Annotated in this window: 18 protein-coding genes and 1 tRNA gene; 8 read left to right on the top strand and 11 right to left on the bottom strand. The window is 62.4% G+C overall.

Annotation, left to right across the window (positions count from 1 at the left end):
• Positions 1-112 precede the first annotated feature (112 nt).
• The 4 genes from D6858_RS13765 to D6858_RS15980 are packed head-to-tail and all read right to left on the bottom strand — an operon-like array spanning position 113 to position 4,535.
• On the bottom strand, positions 113-1,195 hold the full coding sequence (locus tag D6858_RS13765) for a mechanosensitive ion channel family protein (RefSeq protein WP_120111733.1): 1,083 nt from the start codon (positions 1,193-1,195) through the stop codon (positions 113-115).
• The gene (gene metC, locus D6858_RS13760) at positions 1,192-2,403 is read right to left on the bottom strand and encodes a cystathionine beta-lyase (RefSeq protein ID WP_120111729.1); all 1,212 of its coding nucleotides are present in this window, start codon (positions 2,401-2,403) and stop codon (positions 1,192-1,194) included. Before metC ends, D6858_RS13765 begins: the two co-directional genes overlap by 4 nt.
• 2 nt (positions 2,404-2,405) lie before the next feature.
• Positions 2,406-3,254: a sulfurtransferase gene (locus D6858_RS13755; protein ID WP_120111726.1), complete on the bottom strand. Its 849-nt coding sequence runs from the start codon at positions 3,252-3,254 to the stop codon at positions 2,406-2,408.
• Between the two features lie 30 nt (positions 3,255-3,284).
• Complete coding sequence (locus D6858_RS15980; protein ID WP_120111722.1) at positions 3,285-4,535, bottom strand: hypothetical protein; 1,251 nt, start codon at positions 4,533-4,535, stop codon at positions 3,285-3,287.
• A 107-nt stretch (positions 4,536-4,642) separates the two neighbouring features.
• Between D6858_RS15980 and queF the strand changes: the two genes are divergently transcribed.
• Together queF and D6858_RS13740 are read left to right on the top strand one after the other, a co-directional pair.
• Positions 4,643-5,101 (top strand): preQ(1) synthase, encoded by a 459-nt coding sequence (gene queF, locus D6858_RS13745; protein WP_120111965.1) that lies wholly within the window; start codon positions 4,643-4,645, stop codon positions 5,099-5,101.
• Positions 5,102-5,169: 68 nt separating this feature from the next.
• Positions 5,170-6,459, top strand: coding sequence for an O-acetylhomoserine aminocarboxypropyltransferase (locus D6858_RS13740; RefSeq protein ID WP_120111962.1), 1,290 nt, complete (start codon positions 5,170-5,172; stop codon positions 6,457-6,459).
• 172 nt (positions 6,460-6,631) lie between these two features.
• Here D6858_RS13740 and D6858_RS13735 read toward each other — a convergent pair whose 3' ends face one another.
• The gene (locus D6858_RS13735; RefSeq protein ID WP_120111718.1) at positions 6,632-7,291 is read right to left on the bottom strand and encodes an outer membrane protein; all 660 of its coding nucleotides are present in this window, start codon (positions 7,289-7,291) and stop codon (positions 6,632-6,634) included.
• Between the two features lie 174 nt (positions 7,292-7,465).
• Here D6858_RS13735 and D6858_RS13730 point away from each other — a divergent pair, with 174 nt between their 5' ends.
• The gene (locus tag D6858_RS13730; protein ID WP_198591829.1) at positions 7,466-7,762 is read left to right on the top strand and encodes an excalibur calcium-binding domain-containing protein; all 297 of its coding nucleotides are present in this window, start codon (positions 7,466-7,468) and stop codon (positions 7,760-7,762) included.
• 27 nt (positions 7,763-7,789) lie between these two features.
• On the opposite strand, the gene D6858_RS13725 is transcribed toward D6858_RS13730, so the two are convergent.
• The 4 genes from D6858_RS13725 to D6858_RS13710 all read right to left on the bottom strand — a co-directional run bounded on the left by D6858_RS13725 (position 7,790) and on the right by D6858_RS13710 (position 11,921).
• Positions 7,790-7,865, bottom strand: a tRNA-Thr gene (locus D6858_RS13725).
• Positions 7,866-7,926: 61 nt separating this feature from the next.
• On the bottom strand, positions 7,927-9,654 hold the full coding sequence (locus D6858_RS13720) for a DUF885 domain-containing protein (RefSeq protein ID WP_120111714.1): 1,728 nt from the start codon (positions 9,652-9,654) through the stop codon (positions 7,927-7,929).
• Between the two features lie 36 nt (positions 9,655-9,690).
• Positions 9,691-10,605, bottom strand: a complete 915-nt coding sequence (locus D6858_RS13715; protein WP_420823838.1) for a hypothetical protein — start codon at positions 10,603-10,605, stop codon at positions 9,691-9,693.
• On the bottom strand, positions 10,602-11,921 hold the full coding sequence (locus tag D6858_RS13710) for a replication-associated recombination protein A (RefSeq protein WP_120111710.1): 1,320 nt from the start codon (positions 11,919-11,921) through the stop codon (positions 10,602-10,604). Before D6858_RS13710 ends, D6858_RS13715 begins: the two co-directional genes overlap by 4 nt.
• Before the next feature lie 102 nt (positions 11,922-12,023).
• Between D6858_RS13710 and D6858_RS13705 the strand changes: the two genes are divergently transcribed.
• The gene (locus tag D6858_RS13705; protein ID WP_225081709.1) at positions 12,024-12,659 is read left to right on the top strand and encodes a PadR family transcriptional regulator; all 636 of its coding nucleotides are present in this window, start codon (positions 12,024-12,026) and stop codon (positions 12,657-12,659) included.
• On the top strand, positions 12,656-12,979 hold the full coding sequence (locus tag D6858_RS13700) for a DUF2218 domain-containing protein (protein ID WP_120111702.1): 324 nt from the start codon (positions 12,656-12,658) through the stop codon (positions 12,977-12,979). The genes D6858_RS13705 and D6858_RS13700 overlap by 4 nt, the downstream gene beginning before the upstream one ends.
• Before the next feature lie 879 nt (positions 12,980-13,858).
• Here D6858_RS13700 and D6858_RS13695 read toward each other — a convergent pair.
• Positions 13,859-15,016: a glycosyltransferase family 4 protein gene (locus D6858_RS13695; protein ID WP_120111700.1), complete on the bottom strand. Its 1,158-nt coding sequence runs from the start codon at positions 15,014-15,016 to the stop codon at positions 13,859-13,861.
• A 184-nt stretch (positions 15,017-15,200) separates the two neighbouring features.
• Between D6858_RS13695 and D6858_RS13690 the strand changes: the two genes are divergently transcribed.
• The 3 genes from D6858_RS13690 (at position 15,201) to D6858_RS13680 (ending at position 19,396) form a co-directional block, all read left to right on the top strand.
• A complete protein-coding gene (locus tag D6858_RS13690; protein WP_120111697.1) occupies positions 15,201-16,364 on the top strand; it encodes a phosphoserine transaminase in 1,164 nt (387 codons plus the stop codon).
• A gap of 127 nt (positions 16,365-16,491) precedes the next feature.
• Positions 16,492-18,075 carry a phosphoglycerate dehydrogenase gene (serA, locus tag D6858_RS13685; protein WP_120111693.1) on the top strand — a complete coding sequence of 528 codons (1,584 nt, stop codon included), beginning with the start codon at positions 16,492-16,494 and terminating at the stop codon, positions 18,073-18,075.
• A gap of 208 nt (positions 18,076-18,283) precedes the next feature.
• Positions 18,284-19,396, top strand: a complete 1,113-nt coding sequence (locus D6858_RS13680; protein WP_120111689.1) for an ATP phosphoribosyltransferase regulatory subunit — start codon at positions 18,284-18,286, stop codon at positions 19,394-19,396.
• Here the strand turns inward: D6858_RS13680 and D6858_RS13675 are convergent.
• A complete protein-coding gene (locus tag D6858_RS13675) occupies positions 19,393-20,460 on the bottom strand; it encodes a DUF5694 domain-containing protein (RefSeq protein ID WP_120111685.1) in 1,068 nt (355 codons plus the stop codon). The genes D6858_RS13680 and D6858_RS13675 overlap by 4 nt on opposite strands.
• Between the last annotated feature and the right edge of the window lie 86 nt (positions 20,461-20,546).

Here is a 20,546-nt window from a genome sequence, read left to right as displayed (position 1 = left end):
ACCATGTCCGGTCGGCAAGCAAAGTTTTTGAAAGCTCCGTTACCCGGTCGCGAAGCGTAACTATGCCAGCATTGAACGTCGTCCCCATCGGAATGGCAGGCGCGCGAGCGCTCTATTCTTTGACGCGCTGGGCGATGGCGGCCACCAGTTGCTGGAACTGTTCGTTGTCCCGCAAATTGAGGTCGCGTTGTGGGAAGGGGATTTCGATCTCGTTATCGGCCAGAAGATTCCAAAGGTTTTTAAGTACTTGCGATCGGATATTGCCAACGCCCTCTTCCGGGTCGGAAATCCAGCAATGGACGATGAAGTTGACCGAACTGTCGCCATAGGCATCCAGCCACACGACGGGCGGAGGGGTCTTGAGAACCCGCGGAACGCTCTTCGCAGCTTCCAGCATCAGCTTTTCCGCCAGTGCGATATCGCAGTTATACGATACGCCGACCGGCACCTGTATCCGCACGTTCTTCGACGAGTAGGACCAGTTTTCCACCTGATTGACCATCAGGTTTTCGTTTGGAATCAGATATTCTTTCTGATCGCGGGTTACCAGAGAGACGGCGCGGATGCCGATCTTGCGGATCTGGCCCGATGTCGAATTGCCCGCAGCATCGGCGATTACGATGACATCGCCCGGTTTGATCGACCGATCCATCAGCAGGATGATCCCGGCGATCAGGTTGCCGAAGGTTTTCTGTAACCCGAAACCAATCGCGAGGCCGAATGCGCCCGAGAATACCGCCAGCGCAGTCAGATCGATGCCGAGGATATCGATCCCAAGCAGGAAGGCGATGCCCCACACCGCGATGGACACCAGCTTTTCCGCCAGCAGCCGCTGCGTCAGGTCGAGGCGGGTCATCCGCCGGAGCATGGCGCGTGCGCCGCGGCTGGAAAACCACGCCAGCATATAGACGCCGACGATCACCATCATCACGACGATGGCGTCCCACAGCGAAAGGTGAAACTTTCCCAGATCGATCGAAATACTGTCGAGCGACTGGATGATGTCCCCGATGGTGCGGCTCTTTTCCCCGACCGCTTCTTTCAGGCCATCGGCGGCCCTTACGCCCGCTTCGTCCAGCTCTGCAGGGCTGGGGGCGCTGCTTGCAACATCGCTCGCTACGTCGCTTGCCGCATCTTTAGCGGCCCCGGTCGCCTTGGCGACCGAACCGGCGGCAGCGGCAAGCAAGTCGATCATCGGTTCTCCATCGCAGCAAATGCCCGCTCAAGGTCGGCGAGCAGGTCGTCGGTATCTTCGAGCCCGATGGATAGCCGGATTCCAAGCGCTTTGTCACCCGCCCATCCGGTTGGCGGCCAGGGGGTAGCACTGCGATTGGGTGCCGGATCGAACGGAATGGCAAGACTTTCAAACCCGCCCCACGAATATCCTATGCCGAACAATTCCAGCGCATCGATGAACCGCGCACGTCCGGCCTCGTCAGCATCGGCCAACAGGAAGCTGAACAAACCGCAGCCACCGGTAAAGTCCCGCTCCCAGATCGCGTGGCCCGGCGATCCGGGTAACATCGGGCACAGAACACGGGCAACCTCGGGGCGGGCGGAGAGCCATGTTGCGATCCGCAGCGCGCTTTCGGTGCCCTGTTTCAGCCGCAGCGCCATAGTACGCAACCCGCGCGCGGCGAGCGCAGCATCGTCGGGCGAGACGACATGGCCCAGTGCCTGTGCGGTCTGACGCAGGCGGCTATGCCACGGCTCAGCTGCGCTGGCGCTCCCCATCATCAGGTCCGAATGGCCACCGACGTGCTTGGTCAGCGCCATGATCGCGATATCGCAGCCGTGTTCGAGTGCGGTAAACCCCAGCGAACTGGCCCATGTGTTATCGATCAGGCTGACCGCGCCCTTGTCCCGCGCAATCGCGGTAAGGGCAGGGACGTCGCAGACCTCCATCGTCAGGCTGCCGGGGCTTTCCAGCATCACCGCGCGGGTGCGGTCGCAGAATGCATCGGGAAAGCCGGCGATATCGAGCGGGTCGAAGAACCGCGCCTCTACCCCGAACCGTTTGAGCAATCCGGTCGCCATCGAACGCGTCGGGTCATAGGCATTGTCGGTCACCAGCAGGACATCGCCGGGTTTCAGCACCGCCATCAGCGCCCCGGCAATCGCGGCCACACCGCTGGGGTAGAGCACTGTGCCCGCTGCGCCCGGCTCAATTTCTGTCAGCGCGTCGGCCAGCGCCCATTGGGTCGGCGCACCGCGACGGCCATAGAAGAACCGCCCGTCGGCGTTGCCTTTCTTACCCTGTTCCAGCGCAGCCGTGTTTTCATACAGGTGCGTGCTGGCGCGCCAGACCGGTGGGCTGACCACGGCACCGGTCCATTCGGCACGGCGCCCCCCGGTGACTACGCGCGTGGCGGGTTTGAGATTGCGTTTCGAGTCTTTGGCCATTGTCAGGCTGCGTACCCTGTTTCCTTGGGAGTGGCGGGGTCAGCGCCCCATTCGCTCCAGCTTCCATCGTAAAGCGCGAAGTCGGTTTTGCCGAGCCGGTCGAGCGCAAACAGCAGCGACGATGCCGTCACCCCGCTGCCGCAACTGGTAATGATCGGGGCATCCAGATCGACACCGGCATTGATAAACCGGGCGCGCAGTTCATCGTCATCGCGCAGGGTTCCGTCTTCGTTATAGAGTTCGGCATAACACAGGTTTCGTGCGCCGGGGATGTGGCCACCGGGCAGATTGTGGACCGTATCGATGGTCTGGGCGGTGAAGCGGCCTGCATCGCGGGCGTCGATCACCTGTTCGGCGTGGCTGGCGCAATTGGCCAGCATGTGGGCTTTGCTTCGCACCTTTTCCGGCGTTTGCACCGGTATAGGATAGTCGCACGATACCGGGGAAACCGCGCCGCTTTCGAGGGGGCGGCCTTCGCAGCGCCATTTCGGCATTCCCCCATCGAGTATCGCGACATTTGCTGTGCCGTTCATATGCATGATGAACCACGCGCGACACGCGGTTTTCGCGGAGCTATCGTCATACAGCACGATCCTGCTGCCGGGCTGGATACCCAGCGCGCCCATCCGTTCGGCAAACTGTTCTGCGCTGGGCACGGCCGATAGTGTGGGCGAAGCGGGATTGGTCAGGCTGCGTAGATCGAGAAACCGCGCACCCGGAATGTGTTCCGCGGCGAATTCCGCAGCCGCGTCCCGCCCGGTAGCCGGGATATGCGCCGAAGCGTCGAGGATAACGAGATCGCCAGCGCCGAGTTCGTGCGCCAGCCAGTCGGTCGAAACAAGACTATCCATATACCGGCAAGGGTAGCGCCCCGTGCGCGATCAGTCGAGCGGCTTGAACCCGATATCGGTGTGAACCTGCGGCATGTCGGACAGCAGGAACGGCAAGACCCGTGTGCGCTGGCTGGGCGAAACTTTGCCGACAACATATGTCCGCGCCATCGGCGCTTCGCCGCCGAGGAGCGCGCGCACCCGCAGCAACGGAATATAGGGCCTGTCAGGCGAATTGCCGAGCGGGCGGATTTGCGGGACCGGCAGGCGCACTTCGCCACGGATCGTGCAGCTTTCGCCTGCGTCGATGGGTCCGGTGCTGTCCAGTGCGACCAGTGGCGTGGCCGGGTCGGCCAGCTGACGTTCCGCCGGTTCGCGCCCGTGCGCGCTGACCAGATCGGCCTCCAGCGAGACACCGTCGATCCGTCGTCCGCTGCGGTTGGTGACGACCAGCTCGAACGTCAGCGTGGCATTCATCATGCTGCGGCTGAGCGAAATCGGCACCGCATCGATTGCGGGCAGAGCGGCGGAGGTCTGTGCGGGCTTCGTGTTGCGTGGGACGGATATTGCGTCTGGCCGGGCCTTGACCGTTTTGGCGACGACTGCGCCAATCGTCGCCTGATCGGACGAAGGCTCTGGCGATGGGGGACTGGGAGCCGGAGGACTGGGCGGTGGAGGGCTGGGCGTTGAAGCGACTTTCGGAGGCTCGATCAGCGGGACCGATTCGGCGCTCTTGCGGCGGCGCAATGCCAAGGCCCCACCCGCTGCCGCAGCCAGCCCGAGAGCGCCGAGCAGCGCGAATAGCCAGACATTGTCGCCGCTGCTTTCACTGTCGGTTTGCTGGGGCGCCACGGAAGGCGATGCGTCGGGCGCCGTAGTCGCTGGCAACGCGCCTATCGTCGTATCGCTGCTGTCGCCCTGATCGGAAATCTCATCGGTCGCGGCGTTGGCGGCGGATCCGGGGATATCGCTCGGCTGCGTAGTCGGTGCCGGGGTGAACCGGGGGGGCAGCGATGTGCCGGTCGGTTCAACCGGAGAGCGAGTCGGTGTCGGCCTGGGTGCCGGAGTCGGGGCAGGCGTCGGGGCCGGTGTCGGGCTGGGCGTCGGAGTGGGTGCGCGCGGCTGGGTGGCGAACGGCGCATCCGGATCGACCGGCCCCTGCACATCGGTCGGCGTCGGAGTCGGCGCGGGAGGCAAGCTGAAATCGCCCGGCGACGGAGGCGGCAGATTCGCCTGCTGCGCCACAGCCGAGGTGGAGACAAGCAGAGCACAAATGCCGGAAAGGAGCGTTTTGGTTTTCATTTCAAGCGATCGCCGCGCGAAATTGCGGGCTGGCGCTGAATAAGGATTGAACCGCACAAGTCCACCGTATGCTTGCCTGTCGCTAAGATTCACGCCAGATGCGCGGCATGAGCGACACACCCGAAACCCTGCATCTGGGCCAGAACAGCCCGCTTCCCGCTTCCCCTGACGAGGCGAACCTCGATTATGTACCCAATCCGCGCCGTGGATCGCTGTATTGCGTGCGCTTTACCGCGCCCGAATTCACGTCGCTGTGCCCGGTCACGGGGCAGCCCGATTTCGCCCACATCGTGATCGATTACGCGCCCGACGAAACGATTGTCGAATCGAAAAGCCTCAAGCTCTATCTCGCCAGCTTTCGCAATCATGCGGGATTTCACGAAGATGTGACTGTCGGCATTGGCCATCGCCTGCGCGGAGAGATGCAGCCCAAATGGCTGCGGATCGGCGGATACTGGTTCCCGCGTGGCGGCATTCCGATTGACGTATTCTGGCAGACCGGCCCTGTTCCAGACGGGCTGTGGGTGCCCGATCAGGGCGTTGCCCCTTATCGCGGGCGGGGATGAGCGTTCGTCTCACACCTGTGCGATAACCGATACTTGCAACTTCGATAACATACCGGATGGGATACACGATGGCTGATTTGAAACTCGAAACGATGACTGTGCATGCCGGATGCGAACCCGATCCGACGACCAATGCGCGGATCACGCCCATCTACCAGACGGCAAGCTATGTGTTCGACAATGCCGAACATGCCGCGGATCTGTTCGCACTCAAGCAGTTCGGCAATATCTATTCGCGGATCATGAACCCCACGAATGACGTGCTGGAGAAGAAGATCGCGGCGCTGGAGGGCGGTGTCGGTGCACTCGGCGTGGCCAGCGGACATGCAGCGCAATTGGTTGCCTTCCACACCCTGATGGAACCGGGGTGCAATATCGTTGCCGCGCGCAAGCTTTATGGCGGCTCGCTCAATCAGATGGGCGAGGCATTTCGCAAGTTCGGCTGGGAAACCCGCTTCGTCGATGTCGATGACCCGGAGAATGTGCGCGCTGCGATCGACGACAAGACCCGCTGTGTCTTCATCGAAAGCCTCGCCAATCCCGGTGGCGTCGTCACCGATATCGCGGCGATTGCGGATATCGCCCATGATGGCGGTGTGCCGCTGATCGTCGACAATACGATGGCCAGCCCGATCCTGTGCCGCCCGTTCGAACACGGCGCGGATATCGTAACGCACTCGACCACCAAGTTCCTCAACGGTCATGGCAATTCGATCGGCGGGGTAATCGTCGATTCGGGCCGGTTCGACTGGAGGGCGCAGGCGCACAAGTTCCCCAGTCTGACGCAACCCAACGGGTCGTATCACGGCGCGGTGCTGGTCGATGCGCTGGAACCGGTCGGGCCGATTGCCTTCATCACCGCCTGCCGGGTTCTGGGACTACGCGATCTGGGGCCGGCGATGGCCCCGCAGAACGCATGGCTCGCGCTCACCGGTATGGAAACGCTGGCCTTGCGGATGGAACGGCATTGCGACAACGCGCTGGCAGTCGCCAAATGGCTGGAACGGCACGAAAAAATTGAATGGGTTTCCTATGCCGGGCTGGAAGGCAATCGCTACAAACCCCTTGCGGACAAATACCTCGGAGGTCGGGGCGGCGCGGTCTTCACCTTCGGGGTGAAAGGCGGCTTCGAAGCGGGTGTGAAGCTGGTGTCCAGCGTGAAACTGTTCAGCCATCTCGCGAATATCGGCGACACCCGCTCGCTCATCATCCACCCCGCCTCCACCACGCACAGCCAGCTTGAAGGCGACGAACTGATCGCCGCCGGGGCAGGGCCGGATGTCGTGCGGATATCCGTCGGTATCGAACATATCGACGACATTATCGCAGACCTCGAAATGGGCCTGAACAACATCTGATCTCGGCACAGTCAGCGCCTTTCCTCGTGCAGAAGAAGGGCGGTGGCCTCGGTGAGCTACCCGATCAGCGGGAGCCTTATCGCCCGGTGAGGTTGGGAGTTCTTCTCACTCCCGCGTGATATTATCGGCAAGGGGCGTGACGGTACGAGGCCGCGCCCCTTGCCCATTTCGTTTAGAATCGCATCCCCACCCCAGCGATGACCTGATTGCGATCGAAGCTGAGCGTCGCCGTTTCGGTGCCGCTGGTGTACGTGTAGTCGGCGTAATCGGTGTATCGGTATTCGATCTTGCCGTAGACATTCTTCCCTAACCGCTGTTCCACGCCCAGACTGACCCGGTATCCGCCGCGATTGTCGGAATAGGCGAAGTTGTCTCCGGGGGCGGCGGGGTCGGAATAGCTTACTTCTCCCTTGCCATTCACATAAGCGATACCGCCATAGGCCAGAGCCGCGCTCGACAGCCGACCGCCTCCGCGAACGCCAACAAAATAGTTCCGCTTCAGCGAAAAGCACGCGGAATCACCGCCATAAACCGCCTCACACCGTTCGTTGTCGGACCATTCGTATCCGCCTTCGATGCCGACATATGTGCCTTGTCCAATGGGGGCGTCATACCCAATGCCAAAGCCGAAGACGGCGCCGTTGGTGTCTTCGGTTACTGCGAAGTTATCAGCCGGAAAAGCCGTGTCTTCATACGCCAGCTTCGCCCCGGTAATGTCGAGACCGCCGACCGCTTCGATCCGCAAGCCGGGAAAGCGGACCTCTTGTGCATTGGCGCTGCCAGCCCACGCCGCCGCGAGGCATGCGGCCAGATAAGTGCATTGCTTGATCATCAGTGAAACCCCCACCCTGTTCTAAGGTGGGTATGGATTAGCCAAGAGTTAACTGACTGGCAATACTGTCATCAATTAGTGAGCACTTACCCTTACTTGTCCGGATATTGTGGTCGTCCCATCACAATTAATATGTTACAGTGATTGCGTGGGTGTAAAACTTCTTGGGGAGGGATGATGCGGGCACTTTCACCGCTCGTTGCGGTATTGGTCATATGGGCCACACCGATAGAGGCGCATCCCGGTGGCCTTGCCGCTGATGGTTGCCATCGTGATCGCAAGAACGGCGGGCGCCACTGCCACCGTGGTCCAAATGCAGGAAAGTCGCAGAAGCCGGTGCAGCGGAAGGGGGACGTGTACTATCCGAACTGCGCCGCCGCTCGTGCTGCAGGGGCGGCACCCGTCCGCCGAGGCGATCCGGGATATGCTCGCCATCTCGATCGCGATAACGACGGGATCGGCTGCGAGTAGCGTGTCGCCAGATTGACTTGTTGAAAATGGTGCCGGCTGCAGGATTCGAACCCGCGGCCCCCTGATTACAAATCAGGTGCTCTACCAACTGAGCTAAGCCGGCGTGCCGTGTAGGCGGTGGGCCTTTGCCGTACTCGTCGGCAAAGGTCCAGAGGGTCTTGCGATCAGAACACGGTCTTTGGCGTTTTTTCTTCCATCATCGACTGGCGCACCAGCGGCACGGGCGGCCCGCCGTAGCTGAGGAAGGTGTCGTGAAACTGCTTCCACGCGGCCCGTCCGCCACGGCTTGCTGTCCAGTCGTCACGCAGTTTGCGGATCAGCAGTTTGTTCAGCGTGTAGTTGAGATATTCGGGATCGTATGTCCCGCGCGCGGCCTGTTGTGCGGCATTGCCTTCATCCTGATAGCATTGATCCATAAACAGTTTCTTCGACTGTTCCTGAGTCATGCCCTGCGTGTGCAGCCCGATGGCGGAAATGAACCGGCAATCGCGCAGCAACGCGTTGCTGAGCTGGCCGATATGCACCTCCGGCTTGCCTGCGCCGAGCCCGGCTTCCCACATCATCTCTTCGGTATAGTGCGCCCATCCTTCGGCAAAGCCATAGCCGACGAACAGCCGCCCGATCAGCGAAGGCGAGCGGTTGGAGTGGAGGAATTGCACGAAATGACCCGGCATCACTTCATGGACCGAGGTGAACAGCAGATCGTCCTTTCCGGGGATATAGGCCTGCTGCACTTCCTTCGACCACGCCGGATCGGGCGGCGAGATGTAGTAGATCGATGGCACGCCTTTCTCGAACGGCCCCGGCGGATCGATATAGGCGCTGTTCTGCCGGTTGTACGGCGGGCTTTCTTCCACCAATGCCTGTTCGGTGCCCGGAATAGTCACGAGATCGTGCTGCTTCACAAAGGCAGTCAGTTCGGGAATTTGCCGACGGGCTTCCGCCACCGGGCCGTCGGCGGGCTTGTCCGCATTCATCTGAGCAAAGCAGTCGGGCACCGATTTGCCGGGGGCATATTCAGCACAGGCGGTTTTCACAGCGGCCCGGTTGCGGGCAAGATCGTCGCGCGCAACTGTTTCCAGTTGATCCAATGGAATATCGACCAGTTCGGTTGCCTTCAGCATTCGGCTGAACTTCGCCGCGCCCAAAGCGAAATCGGTCGTCGCTTTCGGCTTTTCAGCGATCATCCAGTCGCGCAGGGCAGCCATTGCCTGCGATGCCTTTTCGGATGAGGCCCTGAACTGAGCCTGCAATGCCGGATCATCGACATCGGCGAAGGCGGCGCGGGCATCGCCCTTGTAGTAATCGGCGAAGCCGCCAAACCCGGCAATGCCCATCTCGACGAAGCTCTTAGGCAGAGGTGTGCGGAGATTGGCGCGGATATGTGCGGCGGCTTTCGGAATGCCGTCGAAGAACGCGATCATCGCCTTCATCCGCGTCGCCTTGTCGGCATAGTTGCGGCTGACATAGACGTTCGGGTCCAGCCCGCCGCCGATATACCAGGTGGGATTGCTATGCGGCGCATCTGCATCGGTCAGCCAAAACAACTGCCCCCGCAGGACGGAAACGAGATAGTCGCGCTCGAACGCCTGATCCTTGCTCAAACCGGTGAAGGCATTGGCATCGGCAATCGTCTGTTTCAGGAAGGCGGCGCGTGCGTTCAGTCCCGCCTCGCTCCAGTCGGGCAGCTTGCCGTCGTAATCGTGATCGCCCTGATAAACCGCGAAGGCCGGGTCGATTTCGAACATCCGCTTCACCGTTGCCTGAGTGAACCGGTCCCACGATTGCGCGGCATCCGCTTGTACCGGCGGAGTGGTGGCGGTGTCCGCAGGCACAGTGGCACACGCGCCGAGTGCAAGGCTGGCGGTGGCGGCAAGCAGGATGCGTTTCATGGAAGTCTTCTCCGGAGTCGTTCCGGGCAGTCTGGCTTAGCGGGCGCCGAAGGTCCAGCCTTCGGTGCGGGCGATTTTCGGGGTCAGACCCGCCGGATTCCAGTAACCTGGATCGTGCGCCACAGTGCGGAGCCATGCGGCGGTGACCAGTGCATCGGAGGAATGATCGTCAATCGCGCCGCTACCTCGCACCGGCGCGCAGTCGAGCCGCGCCAGCGCTTCGTTGAGCGCCTCCACCGTGCGGATCTTGCTGGCCCCTTTTCGCACTCCGGCACCTTGCGCGGCGATGGAGGTGTACATTTCCACGATCACCGAACCTGTGGCGGGCAGCGGATCGACCGGCCACACCGGTACGTGCCCGCGCAAATGATGGAGCAGGCGCATCCCCGTCAGCGTCGATTTGCCCACTTGCGCCGCGCCGACGAGGTTGAAGTTGCTGACGGGCCGGACCCCTTGCGCGCGCTGGGCATGTTCGGCGCGGCGGAAGCGGCCTTCGCGGGTGGCGGCATCGGGCAAGTGGAACCGGTCGCCCACATGCTCCTTCGAATGGCGGAAATATCGCGCCGCTTCGGGGTGTCGGACGAATGCGCTGGCGGCGAGGTTCTCGTCCTCCGCGCAGATTGCATCCACCAATGCCCACAGCGCCCTGGCGTCGGCCGGGCTATGCTCCCAGCCTGGGAAGAACGCGCCCGCATCGGCAAAGGGCAGGGCGATGCCGAGGTCCATCCCCACCAGTGTATCGGGCGGCAGGGCATCGCGCAGGATCGCCAGCACCTCGCTCCGGCTCCATCCGCGGCCCGGATCGACAAGCACCGGCGGGCCGCCATCGCCGTGGGCAATCGCCAGTGCGATGCCCGGTTGCCGCTTGCCGACCGCACCCGACCAGTCGATTGCGAGGAAGTGTTTGAACCGACCCGGCGCGATCACCGCATTGCTCAGGCCGTCGCTCACCCCTGACGCTCTCGCCGCAGTTTGTCCCAGTAATCGAGTCGTTTCCTGATCTCACGTTCGAAGCCGCGCTCTACCGGGACATAGTACGTTTGCGGCTCCATCTCTTCGGGCCAGTAATTCGCGCCGGAGAAGCCATCTTCGGTATCGGGGTCGTATTGATAGCCTTTGCCGTATCCGACATCTTTCATCAGCTTGGTGGGGGCGTTAAGGATGTTCTGAGGCGGCATCAGGCTGCCGGTTTCCTTCGCGCTTTTCCACGCGGCCTTCTGCGCCTTGTACGCGCCGACCGACTTGGGGGCAGTGGCGAGGTAGATGCAGGCCTGCGCGATGGCCAGTTCCCCCTCCGGCGAGCCGAGGAATTCGTAAGCGTCCTTCGCGGCGAGGCATTGGTGCAGGGCCTGCGGATCGGCCAGCCCGATATCCTCCACCGCCATTCGCACCAGTCGCCGCAGCACGAACAGCGGGTCTTCGCCCGCCACTAGCATTCGGGCCAGATAGTACAGCGCCGCCTGCGGATCGGACCCGCGCACCGATTTGTGCAGTGCCGAGATGAGGTTGTAATGCCCCTCCCGGTTCTTGTCGTACACCGCGACGCGGCGCTGGAGGAACTGGCCGAGGCCCGCCGGATCGAGTGGCTCGGTTATCCGCGCCGAATAGAGCGTTTCCGCCTGATTGAGCAGGAAGCGCCCGTCACCATCGGCGCTGGCGATCAGCGCGCCGCGCGCGTCGTCGGTCAGCGGCAGGGGCCCCTCGAGTTCTTCCGCCCGCGCCAGCAGCTTCTCCAGCGCATTGGCATCGAGCCGGTGGAGGATCAGCACTTGCGCGCGGCTGAGCAACGCGGCGTTGAGTTCGAAGCTGGGGTTCTCGGTGGTCGCGCCCACCAGCGTGACTGTGCCGCGTTCAACAAATGGCAGGAAGCCATCCTGCTGTGCCCTGTTGAAACGATGGATTTCGTCCACGAACAACAGAGTGCGCTGCCCCGCTTCCGCTGCGCGGTCGGCGGCGGCGAAGGCTTTCTTGAGGTCGGCCACCCCGGAAAATACCGCGCTGACCGATTCGAAACGCATCCCCACGGCATCGGCCAGCAGCCGTGCGGTGCTGGTTTTGCCGGTGCCGGGCGGCCCCCACAGGATCATGCTCGACAGTTTGCCCGCTGCGACCATCCGCCCGATCGGCCCTTCCGGCCCGGTCAGGTGCTCCTGCCCGATTACCTGGCTCAGCGAACGCGGGCGCAGGCGATCGGCCAACGGCGCGTCCTCGCGCGGTTCATCGGGGGCGGTGCCTTGGGGCGGATCGGCGGCGAACAGGTCGGACATTGCGAAAGGAGAGATAGGGGCGGGGCGCTTTTTTGGCGAGGGGGTCTTGTATATCGACTTTTCTAAGATATATCGTGATGCATCATGAAAGGAACTTATTCTATGAGACATCATCACAGGTATGGATGCCGACACAATGGTGGCGAATTCGGCCGTATGTTCGGCCCCGGCGGACCGTTCGGGGGTGAGGGGCCGTTCGGTCAGGAAGGTCCATTTGGGCGCGACGGGCCGTTTGGCGGCGGCGGTGGCCGTTTTGGCGGCCGCGGGCGCCACCGGCGCGGGCGCATGTTCGGGCAGGGCGAATTGCGATTGGCATTGCTCAAGCTCCTCGCTGACGAACCGCGTCACGGTTACGAGCTGATAAAGGCTATCGAGGATGTGACTGGCGGCAGCTATGCGCCCAGTCCCGGTGCGGTTTACCCGACATTGCAGATGCTGGCCGATGAAGGCCTGATCGCAGAGCAGGGCGATGACACCCCGCGCAAGGCCTTCCTCGCCACCGACGAAGGGCGCGCCGAACTGGCCGACAAGGCAGACGAAGTTGCCGCGCTGTTCGAACGGCTGGGCAAGCTGGCCGAACAGAGCGAGCAAGGCCGCTCGCCGCAGATATCGCGCGCGATGGGCAATCTGGCCACGGTCCTGAAGAACCGGGCGCGGACCGGGCAACTCGATACGGACACGACCAACCAGATCGTCGATCTGATCGACGAGGTGGCCAAGCGGATCGAGCGCCTGTGAACCGGTCGATCAGCACGGCAGCGGTCCCGACCGAGCATGGGTCGAAGTACCTCCAGCAGCTTTGCAAGCACTGGCAGCACAACCTGACGGTGACCTTCGATAAGGGGCACGGGACGGTGGTGTTTCCCAAGGATGCGCGCGGAGCGAGCTGGGCTGGCGATGCTGTGGTGACCTTCGTCGCCACCGCGCAGACGCTCGACTGCACGGTCGATGCCAGCGAGCCGGGGCAACTGGAGACGCTGAAAGGGGCGGTCGCCCGCCACCTCGACCGTTTCGCATTTCGTGAAGCGCCGCTGGCATTCGACTGGCGCGATAGCTGACATTGCGGGGGGGGAGACATGGACCGCTCCCGCAAGTTTTGAAATGTGTGACTTTTCGCAAGTAGCGGCGCAATCCCAATGGGTTGCGCCGCTTTTGCGGATCGCGTCTGTGGACTTCGAAATGCGTTATCCAAAGGGGGCAGGTGGGGGTGAAACGGGGCGCTCGCATCGCGCGGTTATGGCTGCCGGGACGGGTGTAGGAAACCGGGCGGTCTCTGTGCCGTTACGCGGCAGGGGGAAGTGGGACTCCGGCTCGGTGCCCGGGGTGACGTTTGCCTCTGAAACGCACCAGTCCTTTCGTCATTGCGGACGCAGTGACGCAATCCATTGTGCGACGGTCCCGCTCATCGCGTCGGTTGTGAGGGGGCGAGGTATGGTCCTTGGATTGCCACGTCGCCTACGGCTCCTCGCAATGACGAGGGAGGGGGAGAAGGGGCAGGGGCGATTGGGCAGCCCCCTCCTCCCGAACCAAATCCACTTAGTGTCTTCGCGCCTTCGTGTGACACGCTTTCACCCAGCGGTCCGGCTCATCGCGGCGGCTGTGAGATGGGCGAGGTGCGGCTCATGGATTGCCACGTCGCCTGCAACTCCTCGCAATGACGAGGGAACGGGGGGATGGGTGATAGTATTGGCCGAGCATCGGCAGTGAGACATCTACCTCCAGGCCAAACCCACTCCGTGCCTTCGTGTCTTCGTGTGACGAGCTTCCACCCGGCGTCCCTCCCATTACAACGGTTGCGGGTGGGGCGAGGGCGGCCCATGGATTGCCACGTCGCCTACGGCTCCTCGCAATGACGAGAGGCGGGGCGGTTCGGCAACGAGTTGGCTCTAAGCCGGGTGCCAGCTCACTTACAGCCAGATGGTGCCGCAGAGCCCGCGTTAGCCCGCAACGCCATCTTTCGCTGCCAGCACCCGCAAATAGGTATCGGCCACGGCCTGATTGATCGCGTCCCATTCGAACGCCTCGGCCTTCTTCGCGCCAGCCGCGCCGTGGGCGTGGCGCAGGGCGGGGGCTTCGGCATAAGCTTGCAGCTTGTCGGCATAGGCCGCCACATCGCGCGGGGGAACGAGGTATCCGGTCACACCGTCGTCCACCAGGCTCGATGCACCGGTGGCGTCCGCGGCGACGACAGGCACTCCGCAAGCCATCGCTTCCAGCGTCACGTTACCGAACGTTTCCGTAACCGAAGGGTTGAGCAACACGTCCATCCCCGCCACCGCGCGGCCCAGATCGCTGCCGCTCTGGAAACCGGCGAAGCAGGCATCGGGCACCAGTTCGGCAAACGCCTTGCGCGCAGGGCCGTCACCGATAATCAACACCTTGTGCGGAACGCCGCGCTTTTTCAGTTCGACGATAGTCTCCCCAAAGATGTCGAGCCCCTTTTCAAGCACGAGCCGCCCAAGAAAACCGACCGCCATTTCACCGTCGGCAATGCCGAGTGACTGGCGCCAGCCGTTGTCGCGCCGACCGGCGTTGAATACCGCATGATCGACCCCGCGGGTCCACAGCCCGATATCGTCGTTCATCCCCTGCTGGCGCAACGTGTCGATCATACCTTGCGACGGGGTAATCAGCGCGTCGCAGCGGCGATAGAGTTTCCGCAGCCATCCCTCCACTACCGGCTCCATAAAGCCGAGGTGGTAATAGCGCGGATAGGTTTCGAACCGGGTGTGGACGCTGGCGACGACCGGAATATTCCGGTCGCGTGCCCACTTCGCCGCTTCGCGCGCGCTGAAATCGGGTGACGAGATGTGCAGCACGTTGGGCCTGAACGCATCGAGATCGCGCCGTACCGCCGAGTTGATTCCCATTGGTACACGATATTCGCTGCGGGTGGGAATCGCGAGGGAGGGCAGGGAAACGATATCGCCCTGTGGTTCGAACGGCGGTTCCGCGATTGTCGGGGAATAGACTCGCACTGCCGCCCCCTGGCGCAGCAGGTATTCCACCAGCCGATTCAGCGCCTTGTTGGCGCCGTCCACTGTCATGGCATAGTTGCCGCTGAACAGCGCGATGCGTAGGTCCGTCACGTCCATCGGCGCGCCATAATCGCCCGCGGCACATTTGGCGAGAGCGAGTTCGCCAATGTTTTCAACCGCTCCTTAAACCCATTTACCGCATAACTTTAATGCGTGCTTGACTTGGCTGCGCGCAACTCTAGTGCAGCCAGCGGGCCACGCGGTCCCAACGCCGCGCGAGCTCTCTGCAAGGAGAGAATACATGACTGCACAACCGACGCTCAAGCCTGAGCGCCCTTATTTTTCGTCCGGTCCCACGGCTAAGTTCCCGGGCTGGTCCCTCGACAAGATCAAGACCGAATCGCTCGGGCGTTCGCATCGCTCGTCGCTCGGCAAGTCGCGTCTGAAATATGCGATCGACCTGTCGAAAGAGATGCTCGGCGTGCCCGACGATTATCTCGTCGGCATCATGCCCGCATCGGACACCGGCGCGCTCGAATGCGCGATGTGGACCCTGCTGGGCCATGATCGACCGGTCACTGTCGCTGCATGGGAAAGCTTCGGCAACGTCTGGATTCAGGATGCAGTCAAGCAACTGAAGCTCAGGATGCTGCAGGTGCTTGAGGCGGATTACGGCATGTTGCCCGATTTCGCGCAGGTTCCGCAGGACAACGACGTTGTCTTTACGTGGAACGGCACCACCAGCGGCGCACGCATCCCAAATACCGACTGGCTCGCTGCCGACCGCACCGGTCTGACGATCAACGATGCCACCAGCGCGGTATTTGCGCAGGAAATGGATTGGGCCAAGCTGGATGCCACGACATATTCGTGGCAGAAGGTGATGGGTTCGGAAGCGCAGCACGGGATGCTGATCCTCAGCCCCAAAGCCATCGACCGGATCGAAAGCTACGATCCCGAATGGCCGCTGCCCAAGCTGTTTCGTCTGAAGAAGGGCGGCAAGATCAACCGCGGTATTTTCGAAGGGGCGACGATCAACACCCCGTCGATGCTGGCGACGGAAGATTACATCGCCGCTCTCGAATGGGCGCAGGCACTCGGTGGACGGCAGGCGCTGTTCGCGCGGGCCGATGCCAATGCGAAAGTACTGACCGACTGGATCGAAGCGACCCCGTGGGTCCGCAACATGGTGCCCGATGTGGCGCAGCGGACCAATACCGGCGTGTGTTTCGTGTTTCAGGGCGACTGGTACGAATCGCTGTCGGCCGAAGATCAGGCCGCTCTGCCCAAGAAGATCGCCTCGACGCTGGAAAAGCTCGATGTCGGGTACGATTTCAACGGCTATCGCGATGCCCCGCCGTCGCTGCGCGTATGGTGCGGCGCCACGGTTGAGCAGGAAGACGTGAAACGTCTGCTGCCGTGGATCGAGTGGGCTTACGAACAGGCCAAGGCCGGCGCACTCTGACGTTGCCTTTGCCCCCGGCTCGTGGGTCGGGGGCAGACATCCATGCATTTCTTCGCGCCATATTTGCGCGATTTCCCAGTTGCTTGTGGCACCCCGACGCGGGTGAGCCATTCACAGGAATTGTATCATGACCAAGCCTAAAGTCCTTATCTCCGACAAGATGGACCCCAATGCCGCGCGCATTTTCGAAGAGCGTGGCTGCGATGTCGATGTCATCACCGGTGAAACCCCGGAAGAACTGATCGCCCGCATCGGTGAATACGATGGGCTGGCGATCCGCAGCTCGACCAAAGTGACCAAGGCCGTGCTCGACGCGGCGACCAATCTCAAAGTGATCGGTCGCGCCGGTATCGGCGTGGACAACGTCGATATCCCTTATGCCAGCGGCAAGGGCGTGGTGGTGATGAACACTCCGTTCGGCAACTCGATCACCACCGCCGAACACGCCATCGCGATGATGTTCGCGGTCGCCCGGCAAATCCCCGAAGCCAACACCCGCACGCAAGCGGGCGAATGGCCGAAGAGCGCGTTCATGGGCGTCGAACTGACTGGCAAGACGCTGGGCCTGATCGGTGCGGGCAATATCGGCACGATCGTCGCCAGCCGTGCGCTGGGCCTGAAAATGAAGGTCGTCGCCTACGATCCGTTCCTGACCGAAGAACGCGCGGTGGAAATTGGGGTGGACAAGGTCGATCTGGAAACCCTGCTCCAGCGGGCGGATTTCATCACGCTGCACACTCCGCTGACCGACCAGACGCGCAATATCCTCAGCCGCGAACGATTGGAAAAGACGAAGCCGGGTGTTCGCATCGTCAATTGTGCGCGTGGCGGCCTGATCGATGAAAGCGCGCTGAAAGATCTGCTGGAAAGCGGCCACATCGCGGGCGCCGGGCTGGACGTGTTTGCCGAAGAACCGGCGAAGAACAGCCCGCTGTTCGGGACCAAGAATTTCATCTGCACTCCGCATCTGGGCGCGAGCACGACCGAAGCGCAAGTCAATGTCGCCTTGCAGGTGGCCGAGCAGATGGCCGACTTCCTCGTCAACGGCGGCGTGACCAACGCACTCAACATGCCGAGCCTCAGTGCCGAAGAAGCGCCCAAGCTCAAGCCTTACATGAAGCTGGCCGAAAGCCTCGGCAGTCTGGTGGGGCAACTGGCGCACGGCAATCTGACGCAGATCAGCATCGAACGCGAAGGTGCCGCGGCCGATCTGAACGGCAAGCCGATCGAAGGTGCGGTGCTGGCTGGTCTGATGAAGCAGTATTCCGACACCGTGAACATGGTCAACGCGCCCTATCTCGCCAAGGAACGCGGGCTGGACGTGCGCTCGATCCGTCATCAGCGTGAAGGGGCGTTTAACACTCTGCTGCGGGTCACGGTCGGCACCAGTCAGGGCGATCGCTCGGTTGCCGGTACGCTGTTCGGCAACGATACCCCGCGTCTGGTCGAAATCTTCGGCATCGGGATCGAAGCCGAACTGGCCGGGCACATGCTCTACATCGTCAACGAAGACGCGCCCGGCTTCATCGGCCGTATCGGTACGCTGCTGGGTGAGAGCGGCATCAATATCGGCACGTTCCACCTCGGTCGCCGCGACACGGGCGGTGAAGCGGTGCTGCTGCTGAGCGTCGATACCGCAATCTCGCAGGATGTGATCGACAAGGCTTCCAAACTGGAAGGCGTCAAAACCGTGAAAGCGCTGGAATTCTGAGAGTGTCCCGCCCTCGCAAGGGGGCGGGCACCATGTATTCCGCTCGTTTCTGCGGGTGGGGCGGGCAGGGCCCCGGTGCTATTGTGCGATTGCGCGGCGGGCCCTGTTCAACCGGGCTGCAAGGCCTTAACAGACCCTCCCGCGACCTCTCCCGCTCTAAGGGGAAGGGAAGAAGTTTGTTGTCAGCTACTTTGCGGGGCAGAGCCGAATGACCGATCCGACGACCGACCTGCTGCCCGTGGGGCTGGAAGACCGCCTGCAAAAATCCGCCGCGGCAATCTCGCGCGCCCGGCGGGCCGCGCTCGATGCGATGGACAGCTATGGATACGATCGGGTGATGCCGCCGCTGATCGAATTCGAACGCTCGCTGGCCGAACGGATGGACGGGGTGGCGACCCGGCGGATGTTCCGTTTCGTCGATCCGGCATCGCTGCGGATGCTGGCATTGCGAAGCGATATGACGGTGCAACTGGGCCGCATCGCCGCGACCAGTTTGGCAGATGCGCCGCGTCCGCTGCGCCTTTGTTATGCTGGCGAGACGGCAACGATTTCCTCTGACCAGCTCGATCCGTCGCGCCAGCGCCTGCAACTTGGGGCCGAACTTGTCGGTGCCGATGGCGTTGCGGCTGCGGCGGAAGTGGTGATGGTGGCGATTGTTGCGCTGGAAGCCGCAGGCGCGACCGCAATCAGCGTCGATTTCACGCTGCCTGATCTCGTCGATACGCTGGCGCAGGATGAACTTCCGCTCGATCCGGCGCAAGTCGATGCGGTGCGCCGCGAGCTGGATGGCAAGGATGCCGGCGCGCTGAAGGCGGCGGGCGGCGCGGCGTATCTGCCGCTGCTCTATGCCGCCGGGCCGTTCGACGAAGCGATTGCCCGCCTTTCGGAAATCGACGCGGGCGGGGCGCTCGCCAGCCGGATTGACGGGCTAAAGGCGATTGCCGCGAAAGTAGGCGATCGGGCCCGGATCACACTCGACCCGACAGAGCGCCACGGGTTCGAATATCAGTCGTGGTTCGGGTTCACGCTCTATGCCGATGGGGTGCGCGGCACGTTGGGCCGGGGCGGCACCTATCGCATCGGCGGGACCGAGGAGGTTGCCACCGGGTTCTCGCTCTATCTCGATGCACTGGTTGGCAGTCTCGCCGCACAGCCTGCCCGCGATACGCTATATCTGCCGCTGGGCCATGATATTGCGACGGCTGACCGCCTGCGCGCGATCGGCTGGCGAACCGTGACCGCACTGGAAGAGGGCGAAGACCCCACAGCGCTCGGCTGTACGCACCGGCTGGAAGGGGGCGAGGCGGTTCGTCTGAGTTAATCCGCCAGCACCCGTTCCATATCGTCGATCACGATGTCGCTCGTCATCGACAGGTATCGTTCGTAAAACGGTTTGTGCGAGGCGCCTACGATAGCCAGCACGCGCCCGTTTGGTCCCGCCACTTCGCGAATATTAGCGACCATCCGCAGATTGCGTGTTTCCCAGTAAGCCAGATAGTTCCGTCCCGTTTCGGGGTATTTTGTTGAACCGGCAGCAGCGGCAAAATCGGTTTCGACCGCCATTCTTGCCGATGCAGTGGAATTGAGGAAACGGTACCATTCCACGACCGACCCGCCCGCCAGCATCTGCGATTGTTCCATGTCACGGATTTTCGATGCTGCCGTGAGCGCAGGCGAATCCCAGATCGCCTGCAACTGCTGGCCATAGGCATTGCCGTCTTCGATCCGCGCGGCCCGGTCGCCAGTATGATCGTCCACCGGATAGATGCGGTCAAGGCCGAGCCGCTCGGCCAGCGCCACTGCGATCACGACGTTTTCATTGCGCCACCCTGCGCGCTTGGTGAGGATATCGACCAGTGGTTGCGGCAGTTCGGCACTTGCATGACGCTCGGTTTCGGGGAGACGTTTCCACTGGAGAAGGGCCGAGTCCGCTTCGCCCATTGCCAGAAAGAGGCCCGCCATTCGCCTGCGGTCAGCTGCGGAATGGGTGGGCTGCGCAACCAATTCGAGGACGACCCGCTCCGCATTTGCGCCATCGATCGAGAGGGCGGTTCGTGCCAGAGTCGGATCGAAACAGTAATCCTCCGCCGTTTCCGGGTATGCGAATGCGTAGGCTCGCAAGTAATCGCACTGCGCGCCCGACAGCGACTCTACTGCGATTTGCCGGGGCTTCCAAGCTTCCAACCGGTCGAGCAGCGGAGCGAAGCGTGTGAAATCCATATCTTTCGGCAAATTCGAAAGATGAGCGGTGCCCAGAACCAGCGCATGGCTGCGATCTCCGCGTCGGGCCGCCGCCCGATCGACCAGTGTTACTGGGTCGGGAGGAGGTACGGCTATGGTTGCAGCAGGCGCAGCGGCGGCGAGCAGCGACAACAGAAATGACATGGACTCTCTCCGGACGAAAACATCCAGAGCATGGTGTCATGCAGATATAATACAGTCAAGCACTGGAGGGGTGTGTGAGATGGGTC

The organism is Tsuneonella suprasediminis, assembly GCF_003605755.1.
Lineage (GTDB): Bacteria > Pseudomonadota > Alphaproteobacteria > Sphingomonadales > Sphingomonadaceae > Tsuneonella > Tsuneonella suprasediminis.
Note: the sequence above shows the minus strand (reverse complement) of the source record. Positions and strands in the feature narration are given on the sequence as shown.